Source organism: Glutamicibacter sp. NPDC087831, assembly GCF_044742845.1.
In the GTDB taxonomy this organism is placed as follows: domain Bacteria; phylum Actinomycetota; class Actinomycetes; order Actinomycetales; family Micrococcaceae; genus Glutamicibacter.
Genome location: NZ_JBIUVH010000001.1, coordinates 162,346 through 184,653 on the forward strand (window position 1 = coordinate 162,346; position 22,308 = coordinate 184,653).

A 22,308-nucleotide genomic window follows, 5' to 3' on the forward strand; every position below is an offset into this window, starting at 1 on the left:
CCTCGTTCCGTCGCGGAAGATTAGAAGTAGTAAGGGTAGTTGGACCAATCCGGGTCGCGCTTGCCCAGGAACGCGTCGCGTCCTTCTACTGCCTCATCAGTCATGTACGCCATGCGGGTGGCTTCGCCAGCGAAGACCTGCTGGCCGGCCAAGCCGTCATCGGCCAAGTTGAAAGCGAACTTCAGCATGCGGATGGCCTGCGGGGACTGGCGGGCGATGTCGGCTGCGTACTCCAGGGCCACCTCTTCGAGGCGTTCGTGCTCTACCGACTCGTTGACGGCGCCCATGCGGACCATGTCATCGGCCGAGTACTCGCGGGCAAGGAAGAAGATTTCGCGGGCGGTCTTCTGCCCGACCTGGCGGGCGAGCAATGCCGAACCGTATCCGGCATCGAAGGAACCGACGGTAGCGTCGGTCTGCTTGAACTTGCCGTTCTGCTTCGAGGCAATGGTCAGATCCGAGACCACGTGCAGCGAATGGCCGCCACCGGCAGCCCAGCCGTTGACGACGCAGAGGATAACCTTGGGCATGGTGCGCATCAGGCGCTGGACTTCCAGGATGTGCAGGCGCCCGGCACGCGCCGGGTCGATGGATTCGCGGGTCTCGCCTTCGGCATAGCGGTAGCCGTCACGGCCACGGATGCGCTGGTCGCCGCCGGAGCAGAATGCGTGTCCGCCGTCCTTTTCCGAGGGGCCATTGCCGGTCAGCAGGACAGTGGCCACGTCGCTGGTCATGCGGGCATGATCCATGGCGCGGAACAGCTCGTCCACGGTGTGCGGGCGGAAGGCGTTGCGCACCTCGGGGCGGTCGAAAGCGATGCGCACGGTCGGAAGGTCGCGCACGATGCTTCCATCCGCCGCTCGCTGGACCTGGCGATGGTAAGTGATGTCGGTGAAGTCGAATCCCTCGACCACGCGCCAGCGCGTTGGATCGAAGACATCGGAGACCTTCTCGGGCAATGCGGAATTATTCAGGCTACTCACCCTATGAATGCTAGTCGGTTTCGTCCGGAACTCTAAGAAAGGAGGAGTAGACTTTTCACGGCCCGACTCGCGGTTGCGCGTGGAATCCCCGCCCGTACGGCTTGGACCATCCAGTGAATCACCGGATTCATTTCACGATTTTTGCACGGATTCATTGAACGCGTCCGTAGGTCAGGAGTTCATCTATGCCATCTGGTCAGCATCGCCCGGCAACCCCGGAAATCAGTGCCGAGGGCTACAAGAAATCCCTGAGCCGCCGCCACGTCCAGATGATCGCGATCGGCGGCGCCATCGGTGTGGGCCTGTTCATGGGCTCCGGCGGGCGCCTGGCCTCGACCGGTCCGGCGCTGGTGCTGTCCTATCTGGTAGCTGGCGCATTGGCCTACCTGCTGATGCGGGCACTGGGCGAACTGATCATGTACCGCCAGACTTCCGGTTCCTTCGTCTCGTATGCGGCTGAGCTCTTCGGCCCCAAGGGCGCCTTCATCTCCGGATGGATGTACGTGCTGAATTGGATCATGACCGGCATTGCCGAGCTGATCGCCATCGGCCTGTACTTCCAGTATTTCTTCCCGAATGTTCCGGTAACCGTTTCCGCGTTCTGCGCGTTGCTGCTGCTGGTGGCCATCAACCTCTTCAGCGCCAAGGCTTTCGCAGAATTCGAGTTCTGGGCAGCTTGCATCAAGGTGACCGCGATCGTCCTGTTCCTGGCCGTGGGTACATACATGGTGGTGACCAACGCACAGGTGGGAGACCACACCGCGTCGGTGGCCAACCTCTTCATCGGCGATGAGAACGGCGAGGGCGGAATGTTCCCCCGTGGTTTCTTCGTCAGCATCCTGGTCCTGAACTCGGTGATCTTCGCCTATAACGCCATTGAACTGGTGGGCATTGCCGCCGGCGAGATGGAGAACCCGGAAAAGGAAGTTCCATCGGCAATCCGTGCGGTGGTCGTTCGCATCCTGGTCTTCTACGTAGGCAGCGTCTCCCTGCTGGCCATGGTGCTGCCATGGAACGAATACGAATCCGGGGTCAGCCCGTTTGTCACGGTCTTCGAGAAGATGGGCCTGGGCTGGGTTGGCAGCGCGATGAACCTGGTGGTGATTACCGCTGCGCTGTCCTCGTGCAACTCGGGCCTGTATTCCATCGGCCGCATCCTGCGCACCATGAGCGGCAATGGGCATGCTCCGCAGTGGCTCGCGAAGATGAACAAGCACTTTGTTCCCTCGACCGGCGTTATCACCGTGGGCGTGGTCTATCTTGCCGGCGTCATCCTGAACATCTGGCTCGGAGATTCCTTCGCCTTCGACCTTGCCTTGAATACCGCATCCATCGGCGTGCTGTTCACCTGGGCCTCGATTTTCGGATGCCAGCTCATGCTGCGCAAGAAAAAGGGCTCTGTTTCCTCGCTGCCCATGCCCGGGTCGCCCATTACCGGTTGGGTCGGATTGATTTCCTTGCTGGTTATCACCGTCCTGATTTCTTTCGATACCTTGACCGGGGAAAACGGCGAGGTCTTCCCGGTGGGGCTGTACACGATCGCCACAATTCCGGTGTTCGCCTTGCTGTTGTGGGGCGGATGGCATTTTGCTCGCAAGCACGCCCGGCCGGGCATTGATTTCTAGGCCGCCAGCGATTATGCGCCAGCCGCTAAAGGGAGCAGTTCAACTGATGCGCCCCCTTGGCGGCTGGATGGCTCAGGACGTTCGGTTTTCATCGCGCTGCACCGCAGCGAGGATGCCGGTGTCCAAGGCATCGGGAATCGCGGTGCCGCGCAGCGAAGCGCCGGCGGTCTCCGGCATGAACTTGATGGCGATCGCACCAATCACGCACGCTGCCATCATGTAGATGGCCGGGAAGAGCAGGAAACCGGTGGCATTGATGGCCGCTTCATTGACCATCGCGGCGGTGCCGCCGAAGACCGCCGTAGCGATGTTGTAGGTAATCGCGAATCCTGCGAAGCGCACCTGCGAAGGGAACATCGCCGGGAACGTCGCGGTAATCGTGGCCAACTGTGGAATGTAGAGCAGACCCAGCACGGCGAAGCCGACAATGGCCCAGGCGAAGGACTTGCCCATCAGCCAGAACATCGGTACTGCCAAGACGAACAGGCCAATGACTGAGGCGTACCACATTGGCTTGCGTCCGACCTTGTCCGAAAGCGAGCCCGCAAATGGAATTACGGCCATCATGGCCACCTCGCCGATCAGGATGGTGGCTAGCGAAGCGTTGGGGTCCAGCCCCAACTGGGTTTCCAGGTACGTCGGCATGTAGCTGAGCAACGTGTAGTTCACGACGTTCAGCGCAATGACCAGTCCGGTCATGGTCAGCATGGGGCGCCAGTAGGTGAACACCAGTTCCTTGAGCGACCCGCCCTGCTGGGCTTCGCCGGATTCTTCCATCTCCTGGAAGACCGGCGTGTCCTCCAATCTGCTACGCAGGTACAGGCCGATCAGGCCCATGGGCAAAGCGAGGAAGAATGGGATGCGCCAGCCGTAAGCCATCATGGCTTCCTCGCTGAGCACCACCTGCAGGCCCAGCATCACGGCGGTGCCGAGGGCGAAACCGCCCAAGGTGCCGAATTCCAAGAAGGAACCGAAGAAGCCGCGTTTGCGATCCGGCGCATACTCGGCCATGAAGGTTGCCGCGCCGCCGTACTCGCCACCGGTGGAGAAGCCCTGGATCATGCGCAGCAGCACCAGCAGGATTGGCGCGGCGACGCCAATGGCTTCGAAGGTTGGCAGGATGCCGATGAGGAAGGTGGCCAGCGACATCATGATGATGGTCAAGGCCAGGATCTTCTTGCGCCCCAGCTTGTCGCCCAGCGGGCCCCAGACCAGGCCGCCAATCGGGCGGACCAGGAAGGAGAGGGCGAAGGTGGCCAAGGCCATGAAGGTGCCGCCCTCGGTGGGGAAGAAGTGGGCGGTGATGTAGGTGACGGCCACGGCATAGACACCGTAGTCGAACCACTCGGTCATGTTGCCCATGGCAGATGCCGCAGTGGCCTTGCGAACTTCTTGCCGGCCGTCTTGCGTGTTCATGTCCGGCCCGATGTCATGGTCCAGGTCGGGAGCGAAATTATGTGCATTCGAGTTGTCGTTTGGCTGGCTATGTTCCGGTTGCATTGCTGCTCCGTTGTTTTCAGCTTTCCGTCGACCGATCGCCCTAAGGCCAGATAGGAATTCATCGCCTTGGCCGCGGTCCACGATCCGGGAGTTCCCCGGAGTCGGTTAAATACCAGAGGCTATTCGAATCAATTTCTAAAATCAACCACTGACATGGAATTGATTGCCCGCAATTGCGGACAGAACGGGGGTTGGCCCGTGGCCCGGCCATGTGGTCCCGGCGGCCTGGAAATGCTCAATTGTGAAAATCCGGCGACCCGCGACTTTATTATTGAACGAATGGTCGGTAAGTTTAGGTGTTGAGGGTCACTAATCATTTTGGCATAAGGAGCACAGATGACCGAGGCATTTCTCGTAGGTGGAGCACGCACGCCGGTAGGCCGTTATGGAGGTGCGCTCAGTGCTGTGCGCCCCGATGACCTGGCCGCGCTGACTATTCGCCGAGTCATTGAAGACGCGGGCATCGATCCGGCCGACGTTGATGAAGTCATCTACGGAAACGCCAACGGCGCGGGCGAAGAGAACCGCAATGTTGCCCGCATGGCTGCGCTGCTGGCCGGCCTGCCCGTGACCGTCCCGGGCATCACGGTCAACCGCCTCTGCGCCTCGGGCATGAGCGCCATCACTATGGCCAGCCACATGATCAAGGCCGGCGCCGCGGACATCGTGATCGCCGGCGGCACCGAATCCATGTCGCGGGCACCTTGGGTCATGGAAAAGCCTTCCAAGGCCTTCGCCAAGCCGGGAGCAACCTTCGACACCTCCATCGGCTGGCGCTTCACCAACCCGCAATTCCTCTCCGGCCAGTACTCGCGCGATGGCAAAGCCACCTTCTCGATGCCGGAAACCGCCGAGGAAGTCGCCCGCGTCTACAACATCTCGCGTGAGGATTGCGACCAGTTCGCCGTCGAATCCCACGCCAAGGCCATTGCCGCCATCGAGGCCGGGCATTTCCGCGATGAAATCGTTCCGGTCACTGTCAAGGGACGCAAGGCAGAGAGCATCGTGGACACCGACGAGGGGCCACGGCCAGGGACCACCATGGATGTGCTTTCCGCCCTGCGCCCAGTAGTCAAGGGAGGAAGCGTCGTCACTGCTGGCAATGCGTCGACGCTGAACGACGGAGCGTCGGCAATCCTCGTGGTCTCCGAACGGGCCATCAAGAAGTACGGACTGGCGCCGCGCGCCCGAATCGTCGACGGGCAGGCCGCGGGCCTGGAACCAGAAATCATGGGCATGGGACCGGTCCCGGCGACCCGCAAGGTGCTTGAACGCGCGGGACTGGGCATTGACCAGATCGGTGCCATGGAAATCAATGAAGCCTTCGCCAGCCAGTCCCTGGCCAGCATGCGCGAGCTGGGGGTCGATGCAGGAATCGTCAACCGCGACGGCGGCGCCATCTCGCTGGGCCATCCGCTGGGTTCCAGCGGTTCCCGCATTGTCATCACCCTGCTGGGCCGCATGGAACGGGAGCTGGCTTCCGAGCAGCGCAAGCTGGGCATTGCCACCATGTGCGTTGGCGTGGGCCAAGGCACCGCGATCTTGCTGGAAGGCGTCTAGAAGTGGGCGATTTGAACAGCGGGTTCACCACCCTCAAGCTGGCGGAAACCGATGACCGCCTCTGGGTGCGCCTGCACCGCCCAGCGGTCCGCAATGCCATTGACCAGGCCATGGTCGACGAGCTGCACACCATCTGCGATTATCTGGAGAAGAATCCCAAGATCCTGATTATGGCTGGCACCCCCGCAGAGGCAGCGAGCGAAGCGAATCCCAAGGGGCGCAAGGGCATCTTCGCTTCCGGAGCCGATATTTCCCAGTTGCGCGAACGCCGCCGGGATGACGCGCTCGCCGGGATCAACTCGGGCATCTTCGACAGGATCGCCAAGTTGCCGATGCCGGTGGTTGCGGCATTGGACGGCTTCGCCCTGGGTGGGGGCGCCGAACTGGCTTACGCCGCGGACTTCCGCATCGGCACCCCCGAGCTGCGCATGGGCAACCCGGAAACGAATCTGGGCATCATGGCCGCCGCAGGCGCCACCTGGCGGCTGAAGGAACTGGTCGGCGAGCCGCTGGCCAAGGAAATCCTGCTGGCTGGCAAGGTGCTCACCGGCGAGCAATGCCTGGCCGCCAACCTGGTGACCGAACTGCATCCGGCTGCCGAGCTGGATGCCGCCGCCGATGCACTGGCAGATCGCATAGCAGCCCAGGATCCGCTGGCGGTGCGCATCACCAAGTCCGTCTTCCATGCTCCGCGCGAAGTCCATCCGGTGATCGATACCTTGGCCCAGGGCATGCTTTTCGAGTCCCAAGCCAAATTCGACCGCATGCAAGCATTCCTAGATCGAAAGAAGAAGTAACCATGAGTGCACAAACCAGCTTCACCACCGGAGCGTTGCCGCAGCAGATGGGCGTGCTCGGCGGCGGACGCATGGGTGCCGGCATCGCCCACGCCTTCTTGACCAGCGGCAGCGCCGTTCTCGTTGTTGAACGCGACGACGAGGCGGCGCAGGCGGCCTATGAGCGCGTGGCCGGATCCGTGGACAAGTCCATTGCCCGTGGCCAGATCAGCGAAAGCCGCGAAGAGCTTTTGGCCCGCTTCTCCACCAGCACCGACTACGAGCAGTTCGCCAGCGCGCAGCTGGTGGTTGAAGCCGTTCCGGAAATCTGGGATCTGAAGGTTTCTTCCCTGCAGGCCGTGGAGCAGGCGCTGAACGCCGAGGCGGTGCTCGCTTCGAACACCTCGTCGCTGTCGGTCAGCGGCTTGGCCAAGGAATTGCAGCGTCCCGCGAACTTCCTGGGCTTGCACTTCTTCAACCCGGTTCCCGCCTCCACCCTGATCGAGGTCGTGATCGGCAAGCAGACCGATAAGACCCTGGTGGACGCATCGCGCGGATGGGTTCAAGCACTGGGCAAGACCGCAGTGGTGGTCAATGACGCTCCCGGGTTCGCTTCTTCCCGCTTGGGCGTGGCTATCGCTCTGGAAGCCATGCGCATGGTCGAGGACGGCGTAGCCAGTGCCGAAGACATCGATAACGCGATGGTCCTGGGATACAAGCACCCTACCGGCCCGCTGAAGACCACCGACATTGTCGGTTTGGATGTGCGCCTGGGCATTGCCCAGTACCTGCACGAGACTCTGGGGGAGCGTTTCGCTCCGCCGCAGATCCTCAAGGACCTGGTGGCCCAGGGCAAGCTCGGACGCAAGACCGGCCAGGGCTTCTACAGCTGGTAAACGGCTGAAGCCAGTTGCGACGCCCGTAGCCCGGGCCCGGGGTCCCCGGAATGGCCGCCTAGGGGATCGGGCCCCGGCTGCGAGCGCGCAACACCACATCAAAGCGATTCGTGGCACCCAGCTTTCGCACGGCCGAGGCCGGATAGCTTTTGACGGTGCTTTCGGCTAATCCCAGATGCGTCGCAATCAAGGCGTTGCGCTTGCCCAGCGCCAGATGGGAAAGCACATCCAGCTCACGCGGCGAAAGGTTCGAGGGGCCGTCGATTGCCTGCGGCGCTGGCCCCTGCCCTGGGCGCAGCATCGTGCCGGCCGTGCTGAGCCGTGCGGCGAGCTCCGGATCCTGCACCATCCGCGCAATATCGCGCAGCTCGGTGTAGAGCGCATTGAAATCTTCTTGGCTCAATGCCATCTCCGAGGGGTGCGCGGCCTGCGGTTCGTAGGCACTGAGCACCGCCATGCGCCTCTGGGTCTCTTCATGGACCGATAGTTCCCAAGCGAGCCGGCGGGCCTCTGCTGCGGCGGCGGACAGCATTCCATCGGTCAGCTGCCGGCGGTTTCGCAGTCCGGCATAGATCAGCGCGCGCACCTGGTCGTCAACCACGACCGGTACTGCCAGCAAGACCAGTATTCCCTCGCCGCCAATTTCCCGGTCATAGCTGTGAATGATTTCCGGGGTCTCATGGTACGAATCCGTGGCAGCCAATTGACGCCGCGATAGCGCCAAGCCGCCTAGGCCCTCACCGGGCTTGACCACCAGGCCACGCAGCGAACCGGTACGGGTTCCTGCGAAACAAGTCAGCTTCGTACCCGTGGACCGGGCGAATCCGCCAAAGGCAACTGGCAGGCCGGTGCGTGCCGCCAAAGTATTGAGCGTGCGGTCCAAAAGGGCTATTTCGTGCGAAGAATCAGTGGTCACCGGCTACCTCCTTTAGATGGTAGTGATCCGACTCACCATCAATTTAGGATACCCGCTAAAGGCAAGTGATCGGCATCACTTGCCTGGATTGAACTGACCGCTGACACGATGGAGTATCCGCCATGACCGCACTGCTGACCCGAGAAGACCCCGTTGGAATCGCCTCACCAGCCGCACCGGCCAAGCCGGGCCTGGCTGACCCCGCGGCACTGGGATTGGGCGCCTTTGCGCTGACAACCTTTGCGCTGAGCCTGTCCAACGCCGGGATCATTCCAGAAGCTGGCGCCGCCGTCCTGGCGATTGCCCTATTCTACGGTGGCTTGGTCCAGCTGATTGCTGGCGTCATCGAATTCGCGAAAGGCAATGTCTTCGGCGCCACCGCGTTCACTTCCTATGGCGCATTCTGGATGGCCTTCTGGTGGCTGGAAACCAACCCGGAGGTAGCGCAGGCGGCGGGCCCGGCGGGCCTCGGTGCCTTCCTTCTAGGGTGGACCATTTTCACCGCCTACATGGCGGTCGCCGCCCTGCGTACCAATGGCGTGCTGGTTGCCGTGTTCACCATGCTGACCGCGGCCTTCATCTGCCTGACTATCGGTGCCTTCACCGGCAGCACGCTGATACATGAACTCGGAGGCTGGTTGGGCCTGGTTACCGCATTCCTGGCTTGGTACGGCTCCTTTGCCATTGTCGCGAACGCCACCTGGGGACGCCAGGTCCTGCCTACCTGGGCGAAGTGGGCGGCGGAAAGCTGGTCGCAGGCGCGCGCCCGCGGCGAATCATCGGGATTCGTCGCGGGCGCGCCCAGTTCTGGCTGTCCTCAGAAGAGGTAGCTCATCAGCGAGGAGAACAATTCATCGGGGTCATTGGGCAAGCCCTTGGAAGTGAACCAATCGCAAAGATTCACGCAATCACGGTGCAGGAAGTCCAAGCCGTTCGGGTTGCCGGCCAGATCTACGCACTGCGGAACATCGATTACTACCAGCCTTTCGCCGGAGACAAGAATGTTGTACGCGGAGAGGTCTCCGTGGGCGATGCCGAGCCCGGCAAATTTCTCCAATGCTCCGGTGAGCTGGTCCCATAGCGATGGAAGGCGCGGGTCAAAGCGCGAGAGCTGCTGCAGGCGAGGCGCTGCCGCATGCTGATCGTCTGGATCGGCAATGAACTCCATGAGGATTTCGGTGCCATCTATTTGCACAGGGTAGGGAACAGGTGTGCCCGCCTCGTAGCAACGGAGCAAATAGCTCCATTCGGCATTGGCCCACTGCAGAGCGGCGATCTGCTTGCCGTACGTGGAGTTGTTGCGGATAGCGCGGTTATCACGCGAACGCCGTGCGGAGCGCCCGTCGCTATAGGACTGCGAGCGGCTGAACTGCATTTGCTCGCGCGAACGATAGCGCTTTGCTGCCAGAAGGCTGCTGCGATCTTCGGTGGCACGTTCCAGCAGGAAGACATCGCCTTCCTTGCCCGTTTTCAAGATGCCCAGCTCGGTGTCGATGGCTGCGGCCTCTTCGATGAGCCAGTGCGGATACGGTTTGGGTCCGCGCAAGCCCTTCTCGATAAATGGCCATGTCGAATAACGTTGGCCGTTTGCCGGATCACCGGTCTCGGAGTCGTTCCAGACCGGCTTGTGCTTGCTGAATTTCAGTTGTTGATCGGCATCCGTGGAGGCAGCGGCGATCAGTGGCGAATTTGCGGCCTCGAGGCCAGCGGGAAAATGCATCGGAAGTAGTCCTTGGGAGAAGGGGGAAATGGCTTGTTCAGGCGGTAAGCAATCATTGTTACCCCTCCTTCAATAGACTGATTGACATTTGCCAATGACTAGAACAATACAACAGCCGGGCAATGTGTTGCAATAGGCTTATGAGCCACAGCCTTACCTACCGCAAGCAAGCCGGGGACCTGGACTGGAGCGGAGCCGTTAATGCGCGCCACATCTGCGGAGCCTTCTACCGTATGGGCAGGCATGAGTGGCTGACGGCTGAGGGTTGGCAGCAAATGCACGCTGCTGGCGTCAATAGAGTCATCGACCTGCGCAACCCGGATGAAATCCGCCGTCGCGAGCATGACCCAGCGGTGCCCGCGGCAAGCCTCGCAGGGATCGAGCTGGTGAACCTGCCGCTGGAATCGCCAGGCAATGAACGTTTCGAGTCGGTGGCGGTGCCGTACATGAATCACACCGGGATGTACCAGCTGGTCTGCGAGGAATTCGGCGACCACCTGCGGGCGGTGTTCGAGAGACTCGCGACCGCGGATCAGGGCACGGTGGTCCACTGCTCGGCTGGACGCGACCGATCGGGATTGATAGCCACAATGCTGCTTCAGCTGGCTGGCTTGGATGGCCAGATCCTGCTCCATGATGAACTCGCGGTCAGGGGGATCAATGAGTGGCATCGCATTTCCCCTCGCAAGCACCCGTACGAGAGCTACCGCAGTGAAGGGCAACTGCGGGAAATTATTCATGGCCGAGCTGGCGAACTGGAGAATTTCCTCAGGTGGCTCGGGTCCACGCGGAGGTATTTGCTGGACCAGGGAATGAGCGAGAACGCCGTGGAGCGCCTGCGCCAGCTGGCACGCTAGGAGCCAGGAGAGCGCTGGCGAAGCAGCGAGGCGCGCAAGTGTCCTCGATCACCCCTTCCTGCTATGGTTAACGGTAATACTGACCGACCGTTCAGGAAGGAATTGCGTCAATGACGACAGAACAGATCACCGTAGTACCCAGCTACATCGCGGGGAACTGGCATAGCCCAGCGGCACAAGGCGGAACCGAGGTCCGCGACGCCAATACCGGCGAAGTGCTGGTCACCGTCACCAAGGACAACTTGGATGTTGCTGGCGCCGTGGCATACGGCCGACAGACCGGCCAGCGCGAACTAGCCAAGCTCTCCTTGCATGAGCGGGCGCTCAAGCTCAAGGAACTAGCGCTGTACCTCAATGAGCGGCGCAAGGACCTGTACGAGGTTTCCTTCAAGACCGGTGCCACCAAAATCGACTCGATGGTGGACATCGACGGTGGCATTGGCGTGCTGTTCACCTTCTCTTCCAAGGGCCGGCGCGAACTGCCTAATTCCAACGTGATCCTCGATGGCCCCACCGAGCCGCTGAGCAAGGACGGTTCCTTCATTGGCACCCACATCTACACCGCGATGGCCGGCGTAGTCGTCCAGGTCAATGCCTTCAACTTCCCTGTCTGGGGGATGCTTGAGAAGTTCGCACCGGCCTTCATCGCCGGTGTGCCGACAATCGTCAAGCCGGCAACCCCCACCGGGTACCTCACCGAAGCGGCTGTGCGCATGATGCTGGACTCGGGCATCCTTCCAGAGGGTTCCCTGCAGCTGCTTTCCGGTTCTGCTCGCGACATCATGGACCACCTGGACTACCGCGATATGTTCGCCTTCACCGGATCGGCATCCACCGCAAGCAAGCTCAAGTCGCACCGCAACGTTATCGACGGAGGCGTGCGCTTCGCGGCTGAAACCGATTCCCTGAATGCAGCCATCCTCGGCCCCGACGCTGTGGAAGGCACCCCGGAATTCGACGCTTTCGTCAAGGTTGTCGTCAATGAAATGACGTCGAAGGCCGGCCAGAAATGCACCGCCATCCGTCGCAACATCGTGCCTGCAGCACAGGTGGATGCGGTCATTTCGGCCGTTGGCAAGCGCATCGATGAACGGGTGGTCATCGGCGATCCTCGAGTTGAGGGCGTCACCATGGGTGCCCTGGCTTCGCTGGAACAGCTGGCCGATGTGCGCGGGGCCGTCGAGGACATGATCGCTGCCGGCGGCGAGCTGGCCTACGGCCGCCTGGATGCCCCTGCGGTACGTGTCGCTCCCGAAAAGGACGCCGTGGCAGAAGGCGGAGCCTTCATGTCCCCAGTGGTCCTTCGCTGGAACGACGCGCGCAACCCGATGGTGCACTCGCGCGAAGCCTTCGGCCCTGTCAGTTCCGTCATCGGCTACAGCAGCGTTGACGAGGCCGTGGAACTGGCTGCCATGGGCGCCGGCTCGCTGGTCGCAACCGTGTGCACCAATGACGCCGAAGCCATGCGCGCCCTGTCGTTGGGCATTGCCGCGCACCACGGGCGCGTGCACATCCTGAACCGCGAAACCGCACGATCCACCACCGGCCACGGCTCTCCGGTTCCGCATCTGGTCCATGGCGGTCCAGGCCGGGCCGGAGGCGGCGAAGAACTGGGCGGCATCCGTTCGGTCAAGCACCACATGCAGCGCACCGCGGTGCAGGGCTCACCCAACATGATCACCGCGCTGAGCGGCGTCTGGCACACCGGTGCCCAGCAGTCCCTCGCTGGCAGCCAGCAGTTTGGCGGTAAGCCGCAGAACGTCCACCCGTTCCGCAAGTCGCTGGCTGAGCTGAAGATCGGTGACGGTTTCGTCTCGGATCTGCGTGAAGTCAGCTTGGAGAAGATCACCGAATTCGCTCACGAAACCGGCGATACCTTCTATGCGCACACCGATCAGGCCGCCGCCGAAGCCAACCCGTTCTTCCCGGGAATCGTGGCCCACGGCTACTTGCTGGTTTCCTGGGCCGCGGGACTGTTCGTGGAGCCCGCTCCGGGACCCGTCTTGGCTAACTACGGCCTTGAATCACTGCGATTCATCACCCCTGTAGCTGCCGGCGACTCGATTCGCGTCACCCTGACGGCCAAGAAAATCACCCCGCGCGTCACCGACGAATACGGCGAGGTTGCTTGGGATGCGGTGCTGCACAACCAGAACGATGAACTGGTCGCCACCTACGACGTGCTGACCTTGGTTGAAAAGACCGACTCGACCTATGCCAACTGGAACGGCTAAGTCCGGCTGACCCCTTCGCGGGAAACAAGAAATGGCGTTGGGCCACGATGAGGAAATCGTGGTCCAACGCCATTTTCGCGAAGCCTAGGAAGCGCCGTTGATTCCGTGCTGCTTGTTCAGCTTCGCCAAGGTAGCTTCCTTGGCGGCATCCAGTGCCAGCTCGGCCTCGGAGAGCTCTGCAATGCCTTGACCGGCCTGGCCGGCGGCTGGCAGGTTGCGCCAGAGGAAGAAGCCGTACAGTGCCGCCAAGGCGATGAAGACGAACAGGCCCAGCATGCCCAGCATTGGGGAGATCAGGAAGTAGACGACCAGATCGGCAACGGCGGCCACGGCCAGCACCAGCCAGCCAGCTCGCACACCGCGGGCAACCATGACGAACGATGCGAAGATGGCCGCATCAGCGAAGTACAGCACCCAGATTTCCGGGGTTGCACTCATGAAGCCGCCATTGAAGAGGAACGGGCCGAAGCGCAAGGCGACCAGCAGGATCAGGCCCACGAGCAGGCCGAGCGCGGACCACACTGTCACCGCGGTGCTCGTGACCATGCGGGTGAACTTTCCCTTGAGCTCGTAGCGGGAGAAGCGCCAGAGGCCGAAGATTGCAATCAGCAGCAGCGGAACGGCGTAGATCAGGCCCAGCAGGTCGAACTGCATCGAAGAAATGACCGGGCCTACGAAGACACCCAGGATCAGGGTCCACCAACCCAGGTCGTTGCGGTGCGCCAGCAGTGCGGCGGAGACGAAGACGAGCAGCATGCTCGCAGCCGAGAGCAAAATCTGGACAAAGGAACTACTGCTGTCGGCGGTAGCCATGAAAAGGGTTTCTAAGATGGAATCCACAGCGCTCTTCACTTGGTTGATCGAGAATGACAGGTGCTAAAGCACCCCTTCGATGCTAACGGTGATTTCTGTGAGGACGGCAAGATTACAAGGTTGGCTGCGCCACATTGCAGCGGACGCCCAGCCCGGTTAGCGACGTCGGCTCCCGACTGGAAGGCGGGAGCCGATATGGGGAGCCCGGACTTGGAATCAGGCGCCGCCGGTATGCAGGCCGTTGAAGAGCAGCGAAACAGCCTGGTCCTCCAACTCGGGTCCGTCGATCGGCCCGTCAGCGCGGTACCAGTCCACCACTGAGTTGATCAAGCCGAAAAGCAGCCTGGCGGTGGCCCGAGGTTCCAAGTCGGCACGCAACTTGCCATCCGACTGCGCGGCAGTCACCAATTCTGCCAGCTGGCGGTCCATTGCGCGGCGGCGTTCCAGCGCCTGGCGTTCCAGATCAGTGTTGCCACGCAGACGCAACAACAAGGTCACGTAGGAACGCTTGGCCAGCAGGATCCTGAAGGTTGCGCGCAGGAAGAATTCCAGACGCTCATCCGCGGTGCCCTCATGCGAGCGGACCTCGGCGATCACCGCCTCCAGGGGAATCAGCGCCTCATCCAACGCTAGGCGCAGCAGGTCCTCTTTCGACGGGACATGGTGGTAAATCGCGGATTTGCTGATACCCAGTCGGTCGGCGAGCTTGCCCATGGAGGTCGCGTCGTAGCCGTATTCGTTGAATGCCTCGACAGCAATGCGCAAAACGGTTTCTTGATCGTAACCAGGGCGGCCACGCTTGGCCGGACGGTTGGCAGTATCGGTAGTTTCCATGATTAGTTGATTATCCCATGTCCCGGCGGAGGCTAGTTAGCGCGCATGTCGTAGATGCGCTTGAGCTTGCCCATGGAGCGTTCCAGGGATTCCGGTTCGACAACGTCGATGGCGCAGGAAGAACCGACATGGATCTTGATCAGCTTGGCCAGTTCCTTGGCGCCGTTGGTGGCATCTTCGATGGACGCCTCGCCGCGGCGCTCCACCTTCACCGCCAGCTGGTCCATGCGATCCGGACGGGTCAGGATCAGCTGGAAGTGCGGCGACAGGGTCGGCACCTTCAGGATCAATTCCTCGATCTGGCTTGGGAACAGGTTCACGCCGCGCAGGATGATCATGTCATCGCTGCGTCCGGTGATGCGGCCCATGCGGCGGTGGCCCGGTCGGCTGGTGCCAGGCATCAGGCGGGTCAAATCGTGGGTGCGGTAGCGGATGATCGGCAGGGCCTGCTTGGTCAGCGAGGTGAAGACCAATTCACCGTGCTCGCCATCGGGCAGCACCTTGGTTTCGTCGAAGGCATCAATGATTTCCGGGCGGAAGTGGTCTTCCCAGATGTGGCTGCCATCCTTGCGTTCTCCGGATTCGCCGGCCACCCCGGGGCCCATGACCTCGGAGAGGCCGTAGATGTCGCAGGCGGTGATGTTGAACATCTCTTCCAGCTCGTGGCGCATCTCTTCGGTCCATGGTTCGGCACCGAGGACGGCCACCTTCAGCGAGGTGGACCGCGGATCAAGGCCCTTGCGCTGCATGGCATCGCCAATGGTCAACAGGTAGGTCGGCGTGCACAGGATCGCATCAGGCTCGAAGTCCTGGATCAGCGAGATCTGCTTGTCGGTCTGGCCTCCGGACATGGGGATGACCGTCGCTCCGAGGTGCTCGGCGGCGGCATGCGCACCCAGGCCGCCGGTGAACAGGCCGTAGCCGTAGGCGTTGTGGACCTTCCAGCCTGGCTTGACTCCGGCCAGGCGCAGGCAGCGGGCGCCGAGCTTGGCCCAGTCCTCCAGGTCCTTCTTGGTGTAGCCAACCACGGTGGGCTGGCCAGTGGTACCCGAGGAGGCATGGATGCGGGCGACTGCATGCTGCGGGACGGCGAACATGCCGAAAGGGTAGTTCTTGCGCAGATCTTCCTTGTCGGTGAAGGGGAACTTGGCGAGGTCGCTCAGTTCCTTCAGGTCATCAGGGTGCACGCCAGCGGCATCGTACTTTGCCTTGTAGTACGGCACGTTGTTGTAGGCATGGTGCAGAGTTTCCTTCAAGCGGGTCAGCTGGATCGCTTCGATCTGCTCACGGCTCATGGTTTCTTCTGGATCAAGCGGATTCGGAAGGCTGTCGCGGTCGGTGTTCTGGGACATGCTGAAACTTTCGTGTCGAGTGGGCAGGGTGCTTAGCGGTTCTTCGGTTTCGGGACGGTGCGCGATCGTCCGCGGAACTCTGCGACGGTTTCAATTGAGCCGTCGGCCGCTGGCTGGGTCACCTTGATGTCGTAGATCCCGCTGCGGCCTTGCTGCGAGACACGGTTGCCGGTGGCAGTCAGCACTCGTCCGGGAATGGCTGGCTTGAGGAAGTTGACGTCGGCGCCGGAGGCTACCGTGATGGTCTCGTCGGAGCCTGCCTGCGGATTGCAGCTCAGTGCGAACGCAGTGTCGGCCAGAGCGAAGATCATTCCGCCGTGGCCAATGCCGAAGCCGTTGAGCATTTCCTGCCGGAGCGCCATGGTGATGACTGCGTGGCCGTCGGAGACCTCGACGACTTCGATTCCCATCCACTGGGTGGCGTAGTCATTGCGGAGAATGGCGTGCGGGACCGAATTCTCTAGCTGTGTTTCGCTCATCATCTTCCTTCGCCGAATTATTTACCGAACGATCATTAGGTAATAACATTATGTGAGCTAAGTCAAGTTATGCGGCCGTATCGGCGGTACTGTTTCAGCGATGAAGCGCAGCGGATTCAGGCGGTGAAAATTCGTTGATGGACGTCAAGGATGAAAGGTTCCTTGATCCGGTTGTAGTCCATGACCAGGCTGTTCTCGCCGTCGCTTGCAGCCAATGCGCGGGCGGCTTCCCGCTTTACCGCGGCGTATGCCAAACGGTCGGCTTCATGGTGTTTCAGATGCTCGCGGAAAATCACGAGCCGCAGATACTCGGGGCTTCCTGCGCTGAAGACATGGATATTGGCCTCGGGGAGCCGCGAACCGGCAGCGGGCTTGAGCATGCGGTGGCCATACCAGCCAGGTTCACGATGCCAAAGAAGCATGCCGCTGGATTCCAGCGCCGGAACGTAGGACGCTTCCTGATCCGCGTCGGGGACCAGCAAGACGATGTCGATGATCGGCTTGGCGGGCAGGTCCGGAACGGATGTCGAGCCGGTGTGTTCAATGGCCAACGCGGTGGCCCCCAGGACACTGGCGATTCGATGGTGCAGGCGGTGGAAGTCCCTGGCCCATTGCTTCGATGGCTCGGCAATCTCTATGAGGCCGCGCATCAGCTCTCCACCCACGGCCTCGTATTCCGGATCTTCATCTGGCTGGTCGGTGAGCAGCGGGTAGAAGGGCAAGGTGCACAGGTACCGCCGGGCATCCGGCCAGCGCGGGTCGGCAGAAGACTGCGAAACAACGCAACCCAGCGAGCGGTAAAAACCCACCGCATCCTCTGCAGTGGTGGCCCAAACGTTCTTCTCATGGCAGTCGCGCAGCTCAGCGAGCAGCCTCGAGCCCAGCCCCCGGCCCTGGTGGGATGTTTCCACGGCCAGGTATTCAACGCACACCGCGTATTTGCCGCTGTGCCGGTAGGCGGCCAGTGCCGCAATATCGCCCGCGGCAGTGGCGATGGCAAGCACCTCAAGGCCTTCGCATTCATCGAGCAGCACTTCAAGCGCCTGCTCGTTGGCAGGTTCGGCAGCCAGCACCAGCAAGCGGCGAATCGCAGGGTCGTTGCGGTAGTCGCTGATCTTGATGTGGTGCATGGCCGCCGTTCCTTTGCTACTTAGATTTCGTCGGTGCATCCCAGGGCGTCCAAGGCGAAGGCGTAGTCCCACGCGCGGGCCTTCCAGGACTCGTAACGTCCCGAAGCGCCGCCGTGACCGCCATCCATTTCGGTCTTCAGCACAATCGGGGCCTGTCCGGTACCGACTTCCCGCAGCTTGGCCACCCATTTGGCTGGCTCCACATACAGTACACGGGTGTCATTGAGCGAGGTGACCGCAGCGATCTTCGGGTAATCCTGTGCTGTGACGTTTTCGTAGGGAGTGTAGGACTTCATGTAGTCGTAGACCTCCTTGCTCTCGATCGGGTTGCCCCATTCTTCCCATTCCAGTGCCGAGAGCGGAAGCTCTGGATCCAGGATGGAGGTCAAGGCATCGACGAACGGCACCTGGGCGATGATCGCGGTATACAGCTGCGGAGCCATATTCGCGACAGCGCCCATCAGCAGTCCGCCGGCCGAACCGCCCAGGGCGGCGATGCGCTGCGGATCGGCCCACCCGGAATCGAGCAGGTACTGTGTGGAATCAATGAAGTCGGTGAAGGTGTTCTTCTTGTGCAGCTTCTTGCCCTGCAGGTACCAGTTGCGGCCCAGCTCGCCGCCGCCGCGCACGTGGGCAATGACAAAGACCACTCCGCGATCCAGCACGCTCAAGCGGGGGATGCCGAAACCAGGATCCATGGAGGCCTCGTAGGAACCGTAGCCGTAGATCAGCACCGGCTGGGGAACCGAGGTATCCAGGTCGGCACGGCGCATGATGGTCAAGGGGATCTTGGCGCCATCGGCCGCGGTGGCCCACTCGCGGGTGGACAGGTACTTGGCAGGATCGAAGTTGTTCACCGGGGTCTGCTTGCGCAGCACCAGCGACTGGTTCTGGAGCCACAGGTCGTATACGCGGGCCGGGGTGAAGTCTGCGGTGTAGCCGATGCGGATCAACGGAGCATCCAGCTCGGCAAAGGTCGCCGAGGCAGTGAACAGCTCATCATCGAAATCCGGTTCAATGGCCGGCTGCTGGGCTTTGGTGCCCAATCCGTCCAAGGCGATCAGCTGCACGCGCTCGCAGGTATCTCGGCGCACCGAGAGCACCACGTGCGAACCGGTCAGCGCGGTGCCTTCGATCTTGACCGTGTCCTCGTGGGCCACCACGGTCTGCCAGTGCGCCGGGTCGGCGTTTTCGCCCAGCTGGTCCAGGGATGCCAGCGACACCATGTTGTTCGGTGCCTGGTGGTCGTGGGTGATCAAGGCCTGGCCGGCGCCCGGCATCAGGTCGATTCCGTGCAGCAGGCGCAAGGAGCGCGGCACCAGCAAGGTCACGGCAGCCGAAGGCTCGGCCAGATCCAGCATGCTGGTTTCAGCGTATTCGGAGTTGCCGCTGGAGATCATCAGGGTGTTGCGGTCCGGGCTCAGATCGAAGCCGAGCCACATGCCAGGATCATTTTCCTCGAAAATGATCTTGTCCTGCGTTGGGAGGGTCCCCAGCAGGTGAGCGCGAATCTGGTGTGGCCGCCAGGTTTCGTCAACCACCGTGTAGAAGACAGTTGAAGAATCGGGGGAGAAGGCCAGGCCGTAGAACACTCCTTCAATGGTGTCGCTCAGCAGCAGGCCGGTGTCCAGGTCCTTGATGAAAAGGGTGAATCGCTCATCGCCCGCATTATCGACACAGTAGGCAAGCAAGTTGCCTGCTTCATTCAACGCCATGCCGCCGAGCGAGAAGAACGGCTGCCCTTCGGCTAAGGCGTTGCCATCAAGCAGCACCTCTTCGGCAGGCAATGCAGTTTCCGCGTCGATGACCGGGGGAGTCCAGTCGGCAACAAGGTCCCCGGTGTCCGATGCCTTGACGCGGCACTGGATGGTGTAGGGCTTGCCTTCGGCCGAACGGGTGAAGTACCACCAGCCGCGGCGGCGCACTGGAACCGACAAGTCGGTTTCAACGGTGCGTGCCTTGATCTCGCTGAACAAGGCATCGCGCAGCGGCTGCTGGCTAGCGGTAATAGTGTCGGTGTACTCGTTTTCTGCGGTCAGATGCGCGATGACATCCGGGTTGGCTTTCTCCCGCAGCCACTCGTAGTTGTCGATGAAGTCATCGCCGTGGAAGCTGCGGGTGGTGGGCAGCTTTGCGGCACGCGGTGCATTGGCGGTCAACGATTCTGGAGTCATACCCCTATTCAATCCCACTACCGTGCTATGCGGGTGCAGCTATGCTCAGCGCGGACAGAACAGCGGTTTCAAACCGATAACGATGCAAGTGCAGGCGAGTCGCGGGGTACCGGCTAGGCTTTATAAGTCCTAGGCTTGCAGGCAGAACGTATCATCTGCAACTTGGGCCATTCGCCCTTCAGTACGAGAAAGCGATACATCAGTGGAAAAGAAAAGAACAGCTGCCCCCACAGGGCGCCTGGCCCGATGGATAGCCGCGGCTGCCATCGGTTTGATGGCCCTGGTCGTCGGGGCACCCTCGGCCGTGGCCCAAGGCAGTGAAAGCGTCGAGGGCCAGACCTACGTCATCGGCACGGATACGACTTTCGCGCCCTTCGAGTTCCGCCAGAACGGCGAACTGACCGGTATCGACATGGATCTTCTGCGCGCCATTGCCGAAGACCAGGGTTTTGAAGTCGAGATCAGGTCCCTGGGCTTCAATGCGGCTTTGGCCGCCCTTTCCTCCAACCAGGTGGATGGCGTGATCGCCGGCATGTCGATTACCGACGAGCGCAAGGAGATCTACGACTTCTCCGAGCCGTACTTCGAGTCCGGCGTGCAGATGGCTGTCGCTGCCGGCAATGACGAGATCACCGGTTACGAGGACTTGAAAGGCAAGACCGTTGTCGCCAAGACCGGCGCCGAGGGCGAAAGCTATGCAAAGTCCATCGCCGAGGAATACGGCTTCGAGGTCAAGTCCTTGGACCAGTCGGCCACCATGTACGAATCGGTCAAGGCCGGTTCTGCAGTTGCCGTCTTCGACGACTACCCGGTGCTGGCCTACGGCATTGCCCAGGGCAATGGCCTGAAGACCGTCACCGACAAGGTCCCGGGCGGTTCCTATGGCTTCGCCGTGAACAAGGGCGAGAACACCGCGCTGCTGGCAGCGTTCAACGACGGCTTGGCCGAGCTGAAGGCCAACGGCGAGTACCAGCAGATTCTGGACTCCTACCTTGCCGACCCGACCGCAGCGGCGCCAAGCAACTTCTTCGACCTGCTGGTCAAGTCCATTCCCGCATTGATGACCGGTCTGTGGCACACCCTGCTGGTGACCGCGATTTCCTTCGCCATTGCCATGGCATTGGGCCTGGTCTTCGGCTTCATGAAGATCTCCGGGAACATCGTGCTGCGCGGCATCGCCACGACCTTCGTGAACATCTTCCGCGGCACCCCGTTGCTGCTCTGGGCCTTCATGTTCTACTTCGGCCTGCCGCAGCTGACCGGCTGGGAGATCAGCGTCTGGACCGCAGGCGTGCTGACGCTGTCGCTGAACGCCGGTGCCTATGTCGCCGAAATCGTTCGCGGCGGTATCCAGTCGGTGGATCCAGGGCAACTTGAAGCATCCCGTTCGCTGGGCCTGGGCTATGGCAAGTCGATGCAGAAGGTCGTGATCCCGCAGGCTTTCAAGATGATGACCCCGTCGCTGATCAACCAGTTGATCATCAGCCTGAAGGACTCCTCGTTGCTGCTGGCTATCGGCTTCACCGAGCTGCTCTACCAGGGCCAGCAGATCTACGCGGCGAACTTCCGTGTCACTGAGACCCTGCTGATCGTGGGCATTATCTACTTCATTGCCATTATGGCGCTGACCAAATTGGCAAATTATGCCGATCGGAGGTTCAACAAGTGAGCACCGTAACTGAGCAAAGCTCCAACGTGAAGATCCAGGTCAAGGACTTGCACAAGTCCTTTGGCTCCAACAATGTCCTCAAGGGCATCGACATGGATGTCCGCGAAGGCGAAGTGGTGTGCGTGATCGGCCCTTCGGGGTCCGGCAAGTCCACCTTGCTGCGTTGCCTGAACAAGCTTGAGGACATTACCTCGGGCAAGGTGGTTGTCGATGGCTTTGATGTCACCGACCCCAAGGTGGACATCAATGAGGTGCGCCGCCATGTAGGCATGGTGTTCCAGCACTTCAACCTGTTCCCGCATATGAGCGTGGCAGAGAACATCATGCTGGCGCCGGTCGAGCTCAAGAAGATGAGCAAGGCGGAAGGCCGGGAGCGCGCACTTGAGCTGCTGGAACGCGTGGGCTTGCGCGAGAAGGCCAACGCCCGTCCGGCCTCGCTCTCTGGCGGCCAGAAGCAGCGTGTGGCCATCGCCCGCGCGCTTGCCATGGCCCCGGGCATCATGCTCTTCGATGAGGCTACCAGCGCTCTTGACCCGGAGATGGTCGGAGAAGTGCTGCAGGTTATCAAGGAGCTGGCCGACACCGGAATGACCATGGTTCTGGTGACCCACGAGATGGGCTTTGCACGCGAAGTCGCTGACCGCGTGGTCTTCATGGCTGATGGTGTTGTCTGCGAGCAGGGTGCGCCCGAACAGCTGTTCGGCAACCCGCAGCAGGCGCGTACCCAGGACTTCTTGTCCAAGGTTCTCTGAGCCGTACCGCCAAGCCAGCGGAAAACCGTGCTGTCCAC

The 22,308-nt window shown here is 61.5% G+C and carries 19 protein-coding genes; 9 read left to right on the forward strand and 10 right to left on the reverse strand.

What is annotated here, in order from left to right; all coding sequences use genetic code 11:
* Window positions 1-20: 20 nt before the first annotated feature.
* On the reverse strand, window positions 21-983 hold the full coding sequence (locus ACIOJF_RS00775; RefSeq protein ID WP_402741092.1) for a 1,4-dihydroxy-2-naphthoyl-CoA synthase: 963 nt from the start codon (window positions 981-983) through the stop codon (window positions 21-23).
* Between the two features lie 185 nt (window positions 984-1,168).
* Between ACIOJF_RS00775 and ACIOJF_RS00780 the strand changes: the two genes are divergently transcribed.
* A complete protein-coding gene (locus tag ACIOJF_RS00780; RefSeq protein WP_388022866.1) occupies window positions 1,169-2,608 on the forward strand; it encodes an amino acid permease in 1,440 nt (479 codons plus the stop codon).
* Between the two features lie 72 nt (window positions 2,609-2,680).
* On the opposite strand, the gene ACIOJF_RS00785 is transcribed toward ACIOJF_RS00780, so the two are convergent.
* Complete coding sequence (locus ACIOJF_RS00785) at window positions 2,681-4,108, reverse strand: MFS transporter (protein ID WP_105656943.1); 1,428 nt, start codon at window positions 4,106-4,108, stop codon at window positions 2,681-2,683.
* A 336-nt stretch (window positions 4,109-4,444) separates the two neighbouring features.
* Between ACIOJF_RS00785 and ACIOJF_RS00790 the strand changes: the two genes are divergently transcribed.
* From ACIOJF_RS00790 to ACIOJF_RS00800, 3 genes are read left to right on the forward strand one after another with little or no spacing between them, the layout of a single operon-like run.
* Window positions 4,445-5,668 (forward strand): acetyl-CoA C-acyltransferase, encoded by a 1,224-nt coding sequence (locus tag ACIOJF_RS00790; protein WP_105656942.1) that lies wholly within the window; start codon window positions 4,445-4,447, stop codon window positions 5,666-5,668.
* A gap of 2 nt (window positions 5,669-5,670) precedes the next feature.
* Entirely contained in the window at window positions 5,671-6,465 is a 795-nt protein-coding gene (locus ACIOJF_RS00795) for an enoyl-CoA hydratase/isomerase family protein (protein WP_105656941.1), read from the forward strand.
* 2 nt (window positions 6,466-6,467) lie between these two features.
* Window positions 6,468-7,340 carry a 3-hydroxyacyl-CoA dehydrogenase family protein gene (locus tag ACIOJF_RS00800; protein WP_105656940.1) on the forward strand — a complete coding sequence of 291 codons (873 nt, stop codon included), beginning with the start codon at window positions 6,468-6,470 and terminating at the stop codon, window positions 7,338-7,340.
* 58 nt (window positions 7,341-7,398) lie between these two features.
* Here the strand turns inward: ACIOJF_RS00800 and ACIOJF_RS00805 are convergent, their stop codons facing one another.
* Window positions 7,399-8,256 (reverse strand): response regulator transcription factor, encoded by an 858-nt coding sequence (locus ACIOJF_RS00805; protein ID WP_402741093.1) that lies wholly within the window; start codon window positions 8,254-8,256, stop codon window positions 7,399-7,401.
* A 122-nt stretch (window positions 8,257-8,378) separates the two neighbouring features.
* Here ACIOJF_RS00805 and ACIOJF_RS00810 point away from each other — a divergent pair, with 122 nt between their 5' ends.
* Window positions 8,379-9,086 (forward strand): acetate uptake transporter, encoded by a 708-nt coding sequence (locus tag ACIOJF_RS00810; RefSeq protein WP_402741094.1) that lies wholly within the window; start codon window positions 8,379-8,381, stop codon window positions 9,084-9,086.
* Here the strand turns inward: ACIOJF_RS00810 and ACIOJF_RS00815 are convergent.
* Entirely contained in the window at window positions 9,074-9,976 is a 903-nt protein-coding gene (locus ACIOJF_RS00815) for a serine protein kinase RIO (protein ID WP_402741095.1), read from the reverse strand. The two genes, ACIOJF_RS00810 and ACIOJF_RS00815, sit on opposite strands and share 13 nt — an antisense overlap.
* Window positions 9,977-10,116: 140 nt before the next feature.
* Between ACIOJF_RS00815 and ACIOJF_RS00820 the strand changes: the two genes are divergently transcribed.
* Both ACIOJF_RS00820 and paaZ read left to right on the forward strand, forming a co-directional pair.
* Entirely contained in the window at window positions 10,117-10,833 is a 717-nt protein-coding gene (locus tag ACIOJF_RS00820) for a tyrosine-protein phosphatase (RefSeq protein WP_402734698.1), read from the forward strand.
* Between the two features lie 110 nt (window positions 10,834-10,943).
* Window positions 10,944-13,067, forward strand: a complete 2,124-nt coding sequence (paaZ, locus tag ACIOJF_RS00825) for a phenylacetic acid degradation bifunctional protein PaaZ (RefSeq protein ID WP_105662536.1) — start codon at window positions 10,944-10,946, stop codon at window positions 13,065-13,067.
* 84 nt (window positions 13,068-13,151) lie between these two features.
* Here paaZ and ACIOJF_RS00830 read toward each other — a convergent pair whose 3' ends face one another.
* The 6 genes from ACIOJF_RS00830 to ACIOJF_RS00855 all read right to left on the reverse strand — a co-directional run bounded on the left by ACIOJF_RS00830 (window position 13,152) and on the right by ACIOJF_RS00855 (window position 19,849).
* On the reverse strand, window positions 13,152-13,880 hold the full coding sequence (locus ACIOJF_RS00830; RefSeq protein WP_402695869.1) for a nicotinamide mononucleotide transporter: 729 nt from the start codon (window positions 13,878-13,880) through the stop codon (window positions 13,152-13,154).
* A gap of 216 nt (window positions 13,881-14,096) precedes the next feature.
* Window positions 14,097-14,714, reverse strand: a complete 618-nt coding sequence (locus ACIOJF_RS00835; RefSeq protein WP_105656933.1) for a TetR/AcrR family transcriptional regulator — start codon at window positions 14,712-14,714, stop codon at window positions 14,097-14,099.
* A 32-nt stretch (window positions 14,715-14,746) separates the two neighbouring features.
* Complete coding sequence (locus ACIOJF_RS00840; protein ID WP_105656932.1) at window positions 14,747-16,066, reverse strand: phenylacetate--CoA ligase family protein; 1,320 nt, start codon at window positions 16,064-16,066, stop codon at window positions 14,747-14,749.
* A 32-nt stretch (window positions 16,067-16,098) separates the two neighbouring features.
* Entirely contained in the window at window positions 16,099-16,545 is a 447-nt protein-coding gene (locus ACIOJF_RS00845) for a hotdog fold thioesterase (RefSeq protein ID WP_105656931.1), read from the reverse strand.
* Between the two features lie 116 nt (window positions 16,546-16,661).
* Window positions 16,662-17,675, reverse strand: coding sequence for a GNAT family N-acetyltransferase (locus ACIOJF_RS00850; protein WP_402741096.1), 1,014 nt, complete (start codon window positions 17,673-17,675; stop codon window positions 16,662-16,664).
* A gap of 20 nt (window positions 17,676-17,695) precedes the next feature.
* Window positions 17,696-19,849, reverse strand: a complete 2,154-nt coding sequence (locus tag ACIOJF_RS00855; RefSeq protein ID WP_133833592.1) for a S9 family peptidase — start codon at window positions 19,847-19,849, stop codon at window positions 17,696-17,698.
* 202 nt (window positions 19,850-20,051) lie between these two features.
* Between ACIOJF_RS00855 and ACIOJF_RS00860 the strand changes: the two genes are divergently transcribed.
* Entirely contained in the window at window positions 20,052-21,518 is a 1,467-nt protein-coding gene (locus ACIOJF_RS00860) for an amino acid ABC transporter substrate-binding protein/permease (RefSeq protein ID WP_402734699.1), read from the forward strand.
* Window positions 21,515-22,270, forward strand: a complete 756-nt coding sequence (locus ACIOJF_RS00865) for an amino acid ABC transporter ATP-binding protein (protein ID WP_105656927.1) — start codon at window positions 21,515-21,517, stop codon at window positions 22,268-22,270. Before ACIOJF_RS00860 ends, ACIOJF_RS00865 begins: the two co-directional genes overlap by 4 nt.
* The last annotated feature ends 38 nt before the right edge of the window (window positions 22,271-22,308 follow it).